The sequence below is a fragment of the Roseimicrobium gellanilyticum genome, from assembly GCF_003315205.1.
GTDB lineage: Bacteria > Verrucomicrobiota > Verrucomicrobiia > Verrucomicrobiales > Verrucomicrobiaceae > Roseimicrobium > Roseimicrobium gellanilyticum.
Genome location: NZ_QNRR01000008.1, coordinates 149,059 through 164,238, shown reverse-complemented (window position 1 = coordinate 164,238; position 15,180 = coordinate 149,059). Strand labels below are relative to the sequence as shown.

The following is a 15,180-nucleotide window of genomic DNA, read 5'->3' as shown; positions in this document are numbered from 1 at the left end:
CTCACCAACACCCCAAGCTCGGATGTGACCAGGACAGCAATGTTTGGAATGCGAAGAGGTGTTGTATGTCAGCACCTCCGTTCAAAGCGGTGTCGCGCTCGATCGCTTGCCACCGCACTCCAAGACGCAAAGCGCTCCGTCAGCCTCAGTTGTCATTTCATCACCAAGGCAGCCGCCATACGTAGAGCCACTGTCCAAGCTACATGGTACATCATCACCGCGCATAGTGCGTGAAGACATAATCACGCGCTTCAATCGCCTGATGGCATGGATAGCATGTCGCCAGCTTCGCCCTCTCCACCGTCTTGCCACTGTCATTGTCGAACTGGCCATACCCCCAACCGCCCGTCGCCGCATACTTCTTCGCATCCTTGATCATGAACTGCACTCCGTTCTTCGGAGCGCCCGCCACAAAGGACTGCTCCCTGCCAAAGGCCTTGTTGTTTTCCTCGGATGAAACAAGGCTCCACGCCAGCCGCACGATGATGGCGCCATCAGGGAACGGTTGTGTGGCACCTTCACGATATGCCTTGATGGCGATGTCATTCCCCAACACGGCGCGGATGTCATCAATGCTTCCCTCTTCACGCGCCACGGAGATCAGTTTCCAGTCGCGATAGCCCTCAGGGATCTCCGTGACAAATGGCGTGGAGTCTTCCGGCTGCTTGGCGGCTGCCGTTCCCTGAGAATCGGCATTCTGCGCCTGGCTGGCATTCCGGACAATGACGAGGGCCAGGGTCAAGGCGGAGACAATCGCGACAGCTCGAGGGAGGCTTTTCATGGAGTTGTACTTCCGGTTACGTCTCCATCCCTGAGACTGGCCTGCTCATATCGGCATTTGACGTCCAGAAGTGGAGGTCTGCCGCACTCGTCATGCGTCATGCGAAACAAATTCCCGACCGGTCACAAACCGGCTCGCATATTCAGATAGTTAAGATATGCTTATTATCATGATAAATTTGTGAATAGTGTAATCGCCTCTCAAGTAGGCGCCTGCACCGGTTGTTCACAACGTTATTCACATTGCCGCCGACAAGCGCCTCAGGTTATCGCACCCTATAGATTGTGGCTGTCAAACAACGGTTCCCACTATATATTGTGTTCCGTGACATTTCCGCCTTGAAGCGGACTCACGAAACGCTTTAATTTCCAGCAGCAACCAACGGCATCTCTCCAAAACGATAGTTCGTTCTGCGCATTTGGATCTTTTCCCTTCTCTCCAGCAAAGCCCGTTCCCTCCGGCCCAGCGCTGACTTCCGTTTCCCTTCCCTCACACGCCTGCTTCTTCCCTGACCATGTACCTCAAGGCTCTCGACATCTACGGATTCAAATCCTTCGCGGACAAGACCCACTTCGAGTTTCACACCGGCGTGACCGGCATCGTGGGCCCGAACGGCTGCGGCAAGTCCAACGTGGTGGACGCCATTCGCTGGGTGCTCGGCGAGACTTCCGCCAAGGCACTTCGCGGCTCGGAAATGGCGGACGTTATCTTCAACGGCACGGACAAGCGCAAGCCCGTGGGTATGGCTGAGGTGGTGCTCACCCTGGCGGACTGCGAAGTGGGACTCGGTGTGGACTACAATGAGGTCGCCCTCGCCCGCCGTGTGTTCCGCGACGGACGCAGCGAGTACCGCATCAACAACACCATCTGCCGTCTCAAGGACATCCAGGACCTCCTTGCCGGCACCGGCATCGGTCGTGCAGCCTACTCGGTGATGGAGCAGGGCAAGATTGACATGCTCATCAGCGCGAAGCCGGAAGACCGCCGCATGGTCTTCGAAGAAGCCGCCGGCATCACGAAGTTCAAGGGCCAGAAGAAGGAAGCCCTGCGCAAACTCGAGTACACCGAGGCGAATCTCATCCGCGTGGCGGACATCGTCGCGGAAGTGAAACGCCAGATGGGCACGCTGCAGCGCCAGGCCGCGAAGGCACGCCGCTATCAGGTCGTGCACAAGGATCTGCGCACGCTCGACACGCACCTGGGTCACAAGCACTGGACCGATCTCACCGGTGAAAAGAGCGAGACGGAGAACCAGCTTATCTCCCTCATGACGCAGCTCAATGAGTTGCACCAGCGCATCCACGCGAAGGAGGCCGAAGTCACTGAAACACGCGAAGCCTATCACCAGGTGGAGTCCACCATCAATGGTCTGCGTCAGCAGTCGCAGGAGCACCGCTCCCGCATCCAGGCGGCGGAGAGCAAGGTGGAATTCAATCGCGAGCGTGTGGAAGAGCTCGAAGGGCGTATCAAGCGCAACGAAGAAGACGCCGCCGGCAGCCGCGACATGGTGGACCGTCAGCGTCGTGAACTCGCCCAGGCAGATGAGCAGTTCGCCAACATCCGCGAGACGATTGAAACACGCCGGTACGCGCTGGAGGAGCACATCGTCTCTCACAATTCCATCATCCCCGAACGGCAGCGCCTGGAGCAGGAGCGCCGCACCCTGCGTGAGCAGTTCCGCACACTGGAGAGTGAAATCGCCACGTCAGAAGCGAAGGCAGCGAACCTCTCCGGTCAGATGACCGCGGATCGCCAGCGTCACGAAGCGCTGCAACACGATCGCCTCGGCGCCTCAGAGGAGCGTCAGGGACGTCAGGTCGAGTTTGACCACCTGCATCGCCAGATTGAAGAGCAGGAAGCCGAGCGTGGAGAGCTTGAGCAGAAGCTCAAGGACATCTCGAACAACATCGCGGAGATGCGCCGCCAGCGCGACGCCGCCGGCGAAGAGGCGAACAACCTCCAGCGCCAGCTCACGCAGAAGCGCTCCCGCCTGGAAGTGCTGAACCAGATCCTGGAGAAAGGCGAAGGCCTCGAGCAGGGCACGCAGAATGTCATCAAGGGTCTCGATGATCCGGAACGCATCAAAGGCGGCATCCGCGGCCTCGTGGCTTCCTCCATCGAGGTGGAGCCGCAGTACATCTCCGCGCTGGAATCCGCGCTGCGTGATCATCTTCAAGCGGTGCTGCTCTCCGATGCGGTGCTCAGCGAAGAGATCATCACCAAGCTCACCGAGCAGCGTCTTGGCAAGGCGGCCCTCATTCCGCAGACCTTCCTCAGCGGCCACACCGCGAGCGAGCGGCAGTTCATGCCCAGTGGCGGCATTGCCTGGGCACTCGACAAGGTGAAGACTCAGCCGGACGTGCAGCCGCTCATGGAGCGCCTCCTGCACAATGTGCTGATCGTGGAGGACCTCTCCACGGCGCTGCGTCTCAAGCCGCATCATTCCGACCTCACCTTCGTGACATTGAAGGGCGAGCTGCTCAGCGTGCACGGCGTCATCCACGGCGGTGCGACCAAGGAGGAAGCCACCTCCACCCTGCGCCGTGAGACCGAGCTGCGCGAACTGCGCGTCGACGTCGAGCGTCTCGACACGGAAGTCGTCGCGAAGGAGGAGTACATCGAAGAACTCCGCATGAAGCTGGAGGAGCAGCAGCGCGAGGAAGCAAACGCCCGCGATGCCTACCAGTACAACCGCGAATCCATCAGCCAGCTCCAGGGCAAGGTGAGCGTGGTGCAGCGTGCTCTGCAACAGGCCACCGCGAAGCTCGACAGCCTCGACTGGGAGCAGAGCCAGATCGCTGGCCGTCTCAGCGAAGGTGAAGCGAAGATCGTGCAGCACCAGGAAGTCGCAGAGCTGGCAAAACAGCAGCTTGAGTCCGTGCAGTCCCGCGAGCATGAGCTGGAGTCGCAGATTGAATCGGTCATCCGTCGTGAAGTGCAGAGCACCGAGCTCCTCAATGAACTGAAGACCGCCCTCGCACTCGAGCAGAATACCCTGCAAAACATCGAACAGCAGAAGGCGCCCCTGGCGGACCGCATGCAGGAGTTGGAAAGCTCCATCGGCCGCTTTGAGAATGAGTGCTTCATCTGGCGCCAGCGCATCGAGTCTGCCAATGCCGAGAACGCCCGTCTTACGGAAGAACTGGAGGGCACCCGTGTGGCCCTCTCCGCCATCGACTCGGAAGGCATGGCCTCTGTCGCGCGTCGCAACGAGGCCTTCGAACGCGTCACGCTGCTGGAGAATGAACTCAACCAGTACCGCAACCGCCAGAACGAACTCACCGAGCACCGCAGCCGCGCCGAGGTGCAGCAGACCCGTGTGGAACTGAAACTTGAGAACCTGACCAACCAGATTCAGGAGCGCTACCATCTCAATTTCGATACCTTCGAGCCTGACCCACACACGCTGCTGCTCGCCATCGCGGAGCAGAAGAAGAGCCGGGATCGCAATACCAAGCGGAAGAACACGATGTCCGGACGCGATGACTCCGGCCTGGATTCGGAGGGAGAATCTGCAGCGAATGAGGCTGCGGATGCCGATGAGGCGGCCAGCGAAGCCGCAGCGCGAATGATGGATGGCATGACCACCGAGTTCGACGACCTGCTCTCCACCACGGCAGGCGAGCCCGACTGGAGCCTCGTGCAGGAGATCGTGAACGAACTCCGCCAGCGCGTGGAAAGCATGGGCCCGGTGAATCTGGATGCCATCAATGAGTTCGAAGAACTCGAGCAGCGCCACAACTTCCTGGACACCCAGCATGGCGATCTGGTGAAGAGCAAGGAGGAACTCCTGCAGGTGATCGCAAAGATCAACGAAACCACCAAGACGATGTTCAGCGAGACGTTCGCCCTCGTGCGCACGAACTTCCGGGAGAACTTCAAGGAACTCTTCGGCCAGGGCTCGCAGGCAGACCTCATGCTGCAGGATGAAAACGATCCGCTCGAAACGGGCATCGACATCATCGCGAAGCCGCCCGGCAAGAAGCTGCAGACCATCAGCCTGCTCTCCGGTGGTGAGCGCTCCATGACCGCAGTGGCCCTGCTCTTCTCCATCTACATGGTGAAGCCGAGCCCCTTCTGCGTGCTGGACGAACTCGATGCACCGCTCGATGAAACGAACATCGGCCGCTTCCTCACCATGCTGGACAAGTTCACCACCAGCAGCCAGTTCATCGTGGTCACGCACAATAAGCGCACCATGTCCCGCGCAGATGTCATCTACGGGGTGACCATGCAGGAATTCGGTGTGAGCAAGCCCGTGGGTGTGCGCATGACCAACGAGAAGGTCTCGCTCGAAGACGGACAGCCCACCGTGGCGGATACCGTGAGCGGTCGTGTGAGACGCGGTGGCGAGGCGGAAATGGACGCCATCCTGGACGCTCCCACCAAGCCCAAGCGAGGCAAAGGCAAGGCCGCCAAGGCAGCCGCTGCCGTGGAAGCCGCACCCGTCGCCGAAGAGGCGGTGGCAGGCTCCGCCGAAACCTCCGTGGCCGTCGCCGAAGCCGCACCGGAGCAGGAAGTTCACCCGAACGACCCAAGCGTCCACGTCGAGCACGAGCCAATCTACGCGACCGAAAGCTCCGCCCCGGAAGACCAGCCGACTGGCGACGACAGCATCATCTGATTTCAATCAGCAACCAACCCGTACTCCCACAAACTCGAAAGCCGCAGGGGTGAGCTCCTGCGGCTTTTGTTTGGTCGATAGTCCAAGGTTGACAGTTGATAGCCTGATTGAGTTGGGGAGGTTCAGGCTATCAACTATCAACCAAAAACCATCAACCCTTCAATACTGCCCCGTCCGCAACAGCACCAGCGTGCACGCCTCCAGCGCTTCAATCCCCCTGGCTCTCGCTTCCTCCGCGAGACGCTCATTCTCCGCCCCCGGATTGAAGATGATCCGCTTTGGCTTGGCCGCGAGAATGTCCGCCATCAACGGCTCCGAGCGCGCCGCGCCCAGGTACAGCGTCACCGTATCCACCGGCCCCGGCACGTCCGTAATCGACTTGAAGCACTTGATGCCCAGAATCTCGTCAAAGCCGGGATTCACCGGGATGGGCTGGTGGCCATACTCCAGCAGCATCTTCATCGCCTTGTTGGCGTAGCGTTCCTCATTCGGGGAGGCCCCCAGGACGACGACGTTTTCCGGGGTGCGTGGATTGACTTGGGTTCCAGTGCTCATCATCCATGGTACGTCAGCCGCCATGGCGAAGCTTCCATCCGATGGCCCTGACCGGCGATTTTCACGAATTTGCACTGGCGGGCTCAGGCACCCCTGTGCTTCTCTTTTCCCTGCGAAAATCATGAAACGCCTCCGCCCCCTCCTCTGCGCCGCACTCGCCCTGTGCTGCCTGCCCATGCTTGCCTCATGCGCCTCGGACGAAGATGAAAGCCCCGCCTCGTACAGCCACAGGCTCAGGGAGAAAAACGACAAGTACTACGAGAAGCAGGAGAAGCGGAAAATGAAACTGCGCGCCCGGCAGAAGCGCGTGGACATGTGGTACGAGAGCCTGATGAACTAGCACGCTTCAGCCATCGGGCTGTGGCAGTGCTTGTGCTTGTGCTGGTGATTCCCCGACACACTCCCTATGAAACGCCTCCCGTGTCTCGCCGCCGCGCTCCCCGTCTCCCTGGCATGCCTCCTCTCCTCCTGCTCCCTGCTCGGACTGCGCAAGCAGGTGGAGAGTCTTGAAGCCCAGGGAGGCATCGCCATCCAGGTCACTCCAGCGCCCAAAGGCCCCGCCCCCACCTACGCCCTCGCGTGGCGCATGGACGGGGACAAGCGCAAGGACTCGGCAGGATTCCAGGAGGTGCGTGAAGACGGGCTGGCCGCCTTTCACCTGCGGCTGGGAGAGGTCTATCGCGTCGGCGCCTTCACGGATGAAAATGACAATCACAAGTACGATGCCGGTGAGCCGCTGGGAGTGCTTCGCGACATCTCACCACGCCCGCTCTCCGATGGCGTGACCGTGAGCCAGATCCTCCCCGTCGCCCTGACACGCGACCACGGTCTGCCCAAGGGTACCGCCATTGAGCGACCAAAGGAGAATCTGGAGCTGGGTGGAAAGGTGAATGTGGCACTGGGAGACGTTGCCTCGTTGAATGAGGCACGCTTTGCCCCGGACACCGGCGGCAGCGGTCTCTGGCGTCCCCTTGATTTCCTCACCACGAACACCCTCGGCATCTACTTCACCGAGCCCTACGACCCCAGGCGCATCCCGGTCGTTTTTGTCTATGGCATCGGCGGCAGCCCGCAGGACTGGCACTACTTCATCAACAACTTTGACCGCACGAAGTACCAGCTCTGGTTCTACCACTATCCCAGCGGCATGAGGCTGGGCCGTGTTTCCAATGTGCTGGCTCAGGGCCTCCGCGGGCTGAAGAAGCGCCATGGATTCTCCAGGTGCCATGTGGTGGCTCACAGCATGGGAGGCCTCGTCTCGCGACCCGCCATCACCGAGGCCGTGGCGGAGGAGGGCGTCAACTTCATCCCGGAGTTCATCAGCATCTCCACACCCTGGGGCGGGCACAAGGCCGCGGAGGCAGGCATCCGCCACCTGAAAAAGCCAGTGCCCTCATGGATCGATGTCGCCCCCAACAGCGACTACCTTGTGAAGATGTACAACACCCCCTTGCCCAAGGGCACCACCCATCACCTGATCTATGGGTCCATCAAGGGTGGTCCATTTTATCTCAGGGGTGAAAATGACGGTGTGGTCACCGTCCAGAGTGAAACCGACCTGCGCGTGAAACAGGCAGCGAAGTCCTGGAGACATTTCATCCACGGCCATGTGGAGATCCTGAACGCGGATGAAACCCTGAAGACCGTGGAAGCGCTGCTGGATGGGAAGGGCTAGGATGGTGCACGTTGTCATCCCGCCGTCGGGTACCATGCCCTTGCCATGTTGCGGGAGGAAGCGGCAAACTTGGACTGCTGGAGCTTGCTCCAGCTTTCTGCAGGCAGCTTGCTGCCGTGAAGCCAGAACTGAGGTGGCTACCCTCCAGCATATTCTGCATCATGAGTAACTTCACGCAGAGCAAGCTCTGCTCCCGAAAGCTGGAGCTAGCTCCAGCACTCCAAATCTCCGACCCGTATTCCGCCCCCCTTCACTTCAGCACCATCTTCCTCAGCCGTGAGTCTGTCTTCTTCACCGGATAGGGAAAGGCAGGCATGAAGGTCTGGGAGAAGTCACAGCGCGTCACGGAGGTGTAGGCATACATCATCTGCAGGCGCGGCTTGTAGGAAAGGCGGCTGCCGTAGTGGAAACAACGGCTGGAGTCGATGAAGAGCACCGTCCCCTTCGGGTAGGCAAAGATCTGCGCCTCCTTCGGATCGATCACGGAGTACATCTCCTCATCCGTCACGCGGTAGCGCACGCCGCGCTTCTGGTAGCCGAGCGCCTTGATGGCGCGATCCGAGACGGACGCCGGAAGGAAATGCCACGGACCACACTCCATCGTGCAATCATCAATGAGCACCAGCACATACACCAGAGGCTGGTCATGCAGATCCATGTGGTAGAGCTGGCTTTCGGAGAAGGGCCCCGGAGGATTCGGGTCCAGGTTCTGATTGGACTCCATGAAGCGAATCCCCGGAGGACGCGTCTTGGAAAGCACCGGGATGGTCTTGAGGTAGTGAATGGCCGTCGCGAGCACATCCGGAGAAGTGACAAAGTCCAGCCACGAGGGATACTTCATCACATCCTCATACACCATGAGATTGCGGAAGTAGGGCTGCTGCACGTCGGTGTGTGACTTTCCTGCACGCTCACGGGCGACCTGCCCTGCCTCATCCAGCAGGCGGTCCAGCCCCGGCAGGGACATGGAGGTATCAATCGCCCAACCATCCTGCATCACCATCTTCGGCGGATAGTGCCCCGGCCCACCATGCTCTTCCATCAGCTCAGTCAGTTTCTTGTCGTACGCCTTCTGGTGCTTCTTCTCCCGTTCCCCATAGCGCCAGCGATTGTAGCGCTTCGCCGCACGCATGAGATTGTTGATGCCCCACTTCTGCATCCCAGGGTCCGTGAGCGCCTGTTTTGCGTGCTTGCTCAGGAGTCGATCCGTGACTTTGGCAATCTTGTCCTTGAAGGTGGGCGGAGGCGGAGGTTTGGCCATGAGGAAGGAGGTCGCTTTGTCCGACAAGACCGGGGTCATATCAAGGATCACGACCGGGAAAATGCGACGGACCAGCACATCTACGATTATTATCGTTGACCATTCCACCAACTCTGCGCATCATTACGATTAATATCGTACACCACTCTTTCCATCATGCCGCGCCCTCCCAAAGTCCGAAACCCCTCCCGTCCGGAACCGACCGAGGCAGAGCTCCCTCTCCTGCGTGTCCTCTGGAACCTCGGCTCCGCCTCCGTGCGTCAGGTGTGGGAGGATCTGGGCGCGAAAGGAAGCTACACCACCGTGCTGAAGCAGTTCCAGGTGATGCATGAGAAGGGCCTCGTCACCCGCGACGAATCCGAACGCACCCACCTCTACCAGGCCGCCATGCCGGAAGAGCGCGTACAACGCAGCCTGCTGGGACGACTCCTGCAGCAGGCCTTCGAAGGCTCCGCCGCCCAGCTCGTCCTCGGCGCCCTCTCCACGAAGAAAGTGTCCGCGGAGGAACGCGCGGAAATACGCAAGCTGCTCGACAACCTCGACGCGGAAGAAGACGCGAAACCAGCCAGCAAGACGAAGAAGTCATGAGCACCTTCCTCCAATCCCCCTGGCTCAAAGACCTCGGCTGGGTGCTGGTGCATTCGCTGTGGCAGGGCGCCACCCTCTGGGCGCTGCTGGCACTTGTGTTTGCCGTGGGACGTCATCATCTCTCCGCCGCTGCGAAGCACCGGCTGGCGTGGCTCACGCTGACGGCCCTCGCACTCGTCCCGGTGATCACGATGATCTGGATGCAGGTCGGCAAACCGGAAAAGCCGCAACCCGCACAACACGTCTACGCCAGCATCGCACCAGCCGCATCCAAATCACCTGCACCCCCACCTCCCGCGGCCTCCCCTGAGAAATCAGACGTCACCGTGGTGCCACTGTCCACCGCACCACCCACGCGCCCCACCGACGCCTTTGTTGTTGCCGAAGCCTCGAAGACGTCATGGGTGGCACAGCTTCCCATCTGGTTTGCCACCGCGTGGCTCGCTGGCCTCACGCTTCTCACCATCCGTCTTCTCTTTGGTTGGAGATGGATTGCAGGACTGAAACATACAGGCACCGATCCAGAGCCTGCTTGGCTTGCCCAGTTCGTCGAATGGGCCAATCGTGCCGGTCTTCGCCATGTGCGCGTGCTGGTGTGCCCCGCGCTCGGCGTCCCACTCGTCGTGGGCTGGTTGCGCCCCGTGATTTGTTTTCCTGCGTCGCTACTCTCACGGCTCAGCCTCGCGGAAGTGGAGTCCCTCATGCTGCATGAGCTCGCGCATCTGAAGCGTCGTGATCCCCTCCTCCAGTTCTGGGTTACCGTGGTGGAGACACTTCTCTTCCACAACCCCGCCGCGCACGCCCTCGCCAGCACCGTGCGTCAAACTGGCGAACTCGCCTGCGACGACCTCGTGCTGCAATGGAAAGGCGATGGCAAAACCTATGCGCGCGCCCTCGCCGCCGCGGAGGAGTGGCGCGGCGCCCAGTTCGCCCTCGCCGCCACCGGCATGGGATCGTTGAAACATCGCATCCAGCGCATCCTCGGCCTCGGCGAGCACGGCCGCCTCACATCTCTCCCCGAGCGCTTCGGCATCACCAGTGTGGCGGGCATTGCGCTTTACTTCGTCGTCTGCGGTCTGGCCGTTCCTCGCATCGCCCGCGCCCTCACACCAGAGGAGCGTATCACCGTCATCAATCAAGAACGCGAGGCCTTGAAGATTACCGAGGACAATGCCGCTCCCCAAGAAATCAAGGCTACCGGCACTGTGCGCACCGCCGACGGATCCAAGCCCAAGGAGGACATCGGCCTCACCGCCTGGTCCAAGGGCTACACGTCCTTCTACTCTGGCAACAGAGTTGGTCAGCAAGAAACCGTCAGGGGCAAGGGCAGCCGCATGCATGTGGGCTCATGGACTCCTGGGTATGCCCCCGCCATAACTCAGGCCACGTTTGATGGTCCAGACAAGAACCACGGTGCTTTCGAGCTCGTCATCGAACGAGGATTCCCCGCCGTTCTCAAGCTGGTGGACAAGGATGGACAACCCATTCCCGACGCCGAGCTCAGTTGCACCGTTTACCTCGCTCCTGAATGCGACTTCTATCGGCAAGGACCATTACGCACTGACGCAGCAGGCACCTGCATTCCCGGGAACACTCTGGAGGGACTTAGCTTCCGATTCGACATCCGCGCTTATGGCTACCAGTGGAATCGCTTTCAGGACGTTCGCTTCGAGAAGGACAAGCCCGTCACGCTGACACTCGTCAAGAGCACCCCCATCGTCGGCACGGTGGCAGATGCGCGGACCCAGCAGCCCATTGCTGGAGTGAATGTGCTGTGCGAGATGCGGAGACGGGATAACGGAGCCTTCAACCACGGTTATGGCTACGGCATCATGCCCCGGATGAACGCCGAGCCCTCCGATGCCCAGGGAAAGCTGGCACTCAATATCTGCCATCCCAATGACACCTACGACCTTCTCCTTGAAGCCCCCGGCTATGGCAGAAAATTTGTGCAGATGGGCGGAGAGAGTGGTGTGTTCAAGTTCGAACTCGAACCCGAACTTGTGTTCTCCGGCACGATTGAAGACCCGGAGAAAAAGGTGATGCGGAAGGACTCCAACATCTATCTCCGGCTCGACCAGGATTTCGGCCCAAGCGGAGGCGCGGTCGATTTACCCCTAAGCGTGAAGGCAGACGCATCGAACACTGCCTCCTTCGAGTTCCGCCAGCTATCCCCGGGAAAGCTCAAACTGAGAGTCTATGAGAAAGAGTGGGAAACCGACTTCACCTCGAGCATGAAGGATCTCCGATTCCGCATCGAAGACGGGACCTTGAAATGTCTCTCGATACCCGAGAAAGCGACTCCCTCGGCTGAGGCCACACGCGAAGTGGAACTCGTATTCACCACGCCGAAAGGCAGCCCTCCCTTCAATGGTGAAGTACCCCTGGTCATCAAGAACTCGACCGTCACCTCCCACAAGGTCACCGACGGCATTTGCAGAGTCCGCGCCCCATTGAACACCCAGTTGAACATCTACTCCGGCGGCATCACCGGATACCGGTTTGATCGGAAGTGGGAGAAAATCGAGGCTGGTGACGGACCTCTGCACATCGACATCCCCATGGAGCCAGCGGGAGCCATCAGTGGCGACATCCGCATGTATCCTGGATTTCAAGTGGGACGCAGCGACCCCTATCTCATCCTGCTAAAATACGAGGACCGGGCCGGAGAGTGGCAGACCGTGCACAACGACTCCGGCCAGCTGCTCAAGGTCCTGGATCACGGCTCCCGGTTCTTCATCTCTCCCGTCTCGCTGAATGCCAGGTACCGCATCCTCATCCGCCACGATACATCCATCACCGCGACACCGGAGTTTGTCGTCGATGAAGCGACTCCCCTGATGCGGAAAGACATCTCCTTTCCCGATGGGGACACTCTTCGCGGCACTGTGCTCCAGCCTGACGGCACCCCCATGGAAGGCGGCAACATCTACCTGATCTACAAGGAACCGGCGCACCGCATCACCAGCTCCAATCTGCCGATCAAATCCGATGGCACCTTTGAGCTTCCCCACATGAACTTCGATGTCGATGGCCTATACTACCTCTCGGTGCCGGCCACTCGTGGCATCGCACCGCTGATTGCCAGGCTGAATGGTCCAGCCTCCCCACTACGGTTGCAGCGGGAGTCCGCAAACGCCGTGGAGGGCGTGGTTGTTGGACTGGATGGCGCTCCACTTCAGGGGGTGAAGTTGCACTTTGCTCCTGTGGAGGTTCCCACTCAGACCAGCTTTGTGGACATCGCGGACAGCCTCGCCGCAGATTCCCCCACGGACGCGGAAGGAAAGTTCCGCGTGTCCACGCTTCCTGCCGGCAAGTTCAGGGTCTTCTTCGGCTGGGAATACATCTGGGCAACCGGCGACCAGCATTCCATGGATGATCCTGCGCACATGGTCGAGGCCCCGATGCCCGCCGGCAAAGCCTACAAATTCGTTCTCAAAAAGCGGTAACCCACTGTCTCATACTTCCCATCACACCATCCGTACGTAGAACTTGCCCGGCAGTGGACGGACCACGCGCTTCATCTCCAGCTTCATCAGCGTGGCGGAGACCACCGGCATGGCGAGGCCGGTGCTGGCGGCAATGTCATTGATGTGGGTTTCCGTCGTACCCAGCACGGCATAGACCTTTTCTTCATCTCCCGCTAGCATGGCGGAGGGCTTCGACTCGGAGGTCACTGGGGCCTTCGGCTGCGTGGGGAAGAGCGTCATCAAATCATCCAGCACCTCAGAGCCATCCATGATGAGCTTCGCGCCTTCCTGAATGAGCTTGTTGCAGCCATGCGAGCTGGGTCGGTCAATGTTTCCCGGCACCGCGTATACCGTGCGCCCTTGCTCGGCAGCCTGTTGCGCGGTGATGAGCGAGCCACTGCGTGTGGGTGCCTCCACCACGATGATGCCTGTGCTCCAGCCGCTCACGATGCGATTGCGCAGGGGAAAGGTCTGCTTGTCTGGAGGGCGGTCCACAGGGAACTCGCTGACCACCGCGCCTTGCGAAGCAATGCGCTCTGCCAGCGCCTTGTTCTCTGGTGGATACAGCTCACCATGACCGGAGCCAATGACCGCGATGGTTCGCCCCTTGCTCGCCAGCGCGCCTTCGTGCGCGGCGGTATCGATGCCACGAGCCAGGCCGCTGATCACCGTGTAGCCCGCATACGCGAGCTGGAAGGAAAATTTCTTCGCCGTGGCCAATCCATACTGCGTGGCATGACGTGAGCCCACGATGCCAAGCGCATTCGCATCGCGTTCCGTGATCTTCCCCTTCACATAGAGAAGGACGGGCGGATCATGTATCTGCCGCAGCAGGCGCGGGTAGAGAGGATCCTCCCGTGTGAGCAGTGTCAGTTCTTCTTCATTCACCCGACGCAGTTCACGCGTGAGATCGATGCGATTCTCCCAGTCCGCGACCGCACCGGCGAGCTCCTCACCGAAGCCCTCCACACGCACAATCTCCTTCGCACTCGCACCGAGCACCTGCTCCGGCGAACCAAAGAAGTCGAGCAAACGCTGCACACGCACCGGCCCGATCTTGGGCAGGAGATTCAGCGCGAGGTAAGCTTCCGTGCGTGTCATGACTGCTGCCCAATGCGTCGCTAGTAGCGCAGTCCCTTGATGGCATTCACAATGTTCTCCTCCGTGACGTCCTTGCTCACGAAAGCATCCCCGAGCGAGCGCAGCAGCACGAAGCGGATCTTGCCATCGCTGAATTTCTTATCGTGCTTCATATAGGCGAGGATGGTGTCCGCAGTCATGCCATCGGGAAGACGGCTGGGCATGTTGAAGCGCTTGATGAGGTTCGCAATCTTGCCGCGTGCCACCGGCGGCAGGCCGGAGAGCTGGCAGGACAGACTCGCAGCGGCAATCATGCCCAGGGAGATCGCCTCGCCATGGAGCAACTCACCATACCCGGCGCTCGCCTCGATGGCGTGGCCGATGGTGTGGCCGAAGTTCAGCAGTGCACGTGTACCGGTGGTCTCGTGCTCATCCTCTTCCACGATGCGCGCCTTGATCGCCACATTGCGCCGGATGAGATCCGCGAGGTCCCCTTCCCCATCTGCCACTTGCTGGATGGCCTCAAACATGAGCGGATCACGGATGGCGGCATGCTTGATGATTTCCGCGAAGCCCTCGGCATACTCCCGTTGTGGCAGGCTGTTGAGCGTGCTCACATCCGCGAGCACCAGGCCAGGCTGGCAGAAAGTGCCCAACAGGTTCTTCCCTTCCGGAGTGTTCACGCCCGTCTTCCCACCGACGCTGGAGTCCACCTGAGAAAGCACCGTGGTGGGGATCTGGATGAACGGAATGCCGCGCAGGAAGATCGACGCCGCAAATCCCGCAAGGTCACCGATGACTCCGCCACCCAGCGCCACGAGGAAGGACTTCCGGTCCAGCCCTGCGCGCAGCATCTGGCGGCACACATCCTCCACCACGGACATGCATTTCGAATTCTCACCCGCATTCACGGTCACCACGGTGGTTGCGATGCCTGCTTCCCAGAGACTCTGGCGCACCGTCTCCGCATACAACGGCCCGACATTCGAGTCCGTGACGATGACACACTTCTTCCGGCCAAAGAGCTCCTTTGCGTAGCTTCCGGTATCGGCAATCAATCCGTAGCCGATGAGGACATCATAGCTGCGGTCACCAAGGTCAACGCGGACGGAAAGGGGCTCGGACATGAAGGTGGAAGTCTTGGAA

General features: G+C 60.3%; 10 protein-coding genes. 5 read left to right on the top strand and 5 right to left on the bottom strand.

Annotated features, from left to right (window positions below):
- Positions 1 to 214: 214 nt before the first annotated feature.
- Positions 215 to 781: a cytochrome P460 family protein gene (locus tag DES53_RS21040; protein WP_113960288.1), complete on the bottom strand. Its 567-nt coding sequence runs from the start codon at positions 779 to 781 to the stop codon at positions 215 to 217.
- A gap of 514 nt (positions 782 to 1,295) precedes the next feature.
- On the opposite strand from DES53_RS21040, the gene smc reads away from it, so the two are divergent.
- A complete protein-coding gene (gene smc / locus DES53_RS21035; protein ID WP_113960287.1) occupies positions 1,296 to 5,405 on the top strand; it encodes a chromosome segregation protein SMC in 4,110 nt (1,369 codons plus the stop codon).
- A gap of 159 nt (positions 5,406 to 5,564) precedes the next feature.
- Here smc and DES53_RS21030 read toward each other — a convergent pair whose 3' ends face one another.
- Complete coding sequence (locus tag DES53_RS21030) at positions 5,565 to 5,984, bottom strand: CoA-binding protein (protein ID WP_211325632.1); 420 nt, start codon at positions 5,982 to 5,984, stop codon at positions 5,565 to 5,567.
- 97 nt (positions 5,985 to 6,081) lie between these two features.
- Here DES53_RS21030 and DES53_RS21025 point away from each other — a divergent pair, with 97 nt between their 5' ends.
- Together DES53_RS21025 and DES53_RS21020 are read left to right on the top strand one after the other, a co-directional pair.
- The gene (locus tag DES53_RS21025; protein ID WP_113960286.1) at positions 6,082 to 6,300 is read left to right on the top strand and encodes a hypothetical protein; all 219 of its coding nucleotides are present in this window, start codon (positions 6,082 to 6,084) and stop codon (positions 6,298 to 6,300) included.
- A 66-nt stretch (positions 6,301 to 6,366) separates the two neighbouring features.
- Positions 6,367 to 7,635, top strand: a complete 1,269-nt coding sequence (locus tag DES53_RS21020) for an alpha/beta hydrolase (protein WP_113960285.1) — start codon at positions 6,367 to 6,369, stop codon at positions 7,633 to 7,635.
- Between the two features lie 250 nt (positions 7,636 to 7,885).
- Here DES53_RS21020 and DES53_RS21015 read toward each other — a convergent pair whose 3' ends face one another.
- Positions 7,886 to 8,896, bottom strand: a complete 1,011-nt coding sequence (locus tag DES53_RS21015; protein ID WP_170157273.1) for a phytanoyl-CoA dioxygenase family protein — start codon at positions 8,894 to 8,896, stop codon at positions 7,886 to 7,888.
- A gap of 156 nt (positions 8,897 to 9,052) precedes the next feature.
- Between DES53_RS21015 and DES53_RS21010 the strand changes: the two genes are divergently transcribed.
- A complete protein-coding gene (locus DES53_RS21010; RefSeq protein ID WP_113960283.1) occupies positions 9,053 to 9,484 on the top strand; it encodes a BlaI/MecI/CopY family transcriptional regulator in 432 nt (143 codons plus the stop codon).
- Positions 9,481 to 12,933 (top strand): M56 family metallopeptidase, encoded by a 3,453-nt coding sequence (locus tag DES53_RS21005; RefSeq protein WP_113960282.1) that lies wholly within the window; start codon positions 9,481 to 9,483, stop codon positions 12,931 to 12,933. The genes DES53_RS21010 and DES53_RS21005 overlap by 4 nt, the downstream gene beginning before the upstream one ends.
- A gap of 21 nt (positions 12,934 to 12,954) precedes the next feature.
- On the opposite strand, the gene dprA is transcribed toward DES53_RS21005, so the two are convergent.
- Together dprA and aroB are read right to left on the bottom strand one after the other, a co-directional pair.
- Positions 12,955 to 14,055, bottom strand: a complete 1,101-nt coding sequence (dprA, locus tag DES53_RS21000; RefSeq protein ID WP_113960281.1) for a DNA-processing protein DprA — start codon at positions 14,053 to 14,055, stop codon at positions 12,955 to 12,957.
- Positions 14,056 to 14,075: 20 nt separating this feature from the next.
- Positions 14,076 to 15,161 (bottom strand): 3-dehydroquinate synthase, encoded by a 1,086-nt coding sequence (aroB, locus tag DES53_RS20995; protein ID WP_113960280.1) that lies wholly within the window; start codon positions 15,159 to 15,161, stop codon positions 14,076 to 14,078.
- Positions 15,162 to 15,180: the final 19 nt, after the last annotated feature.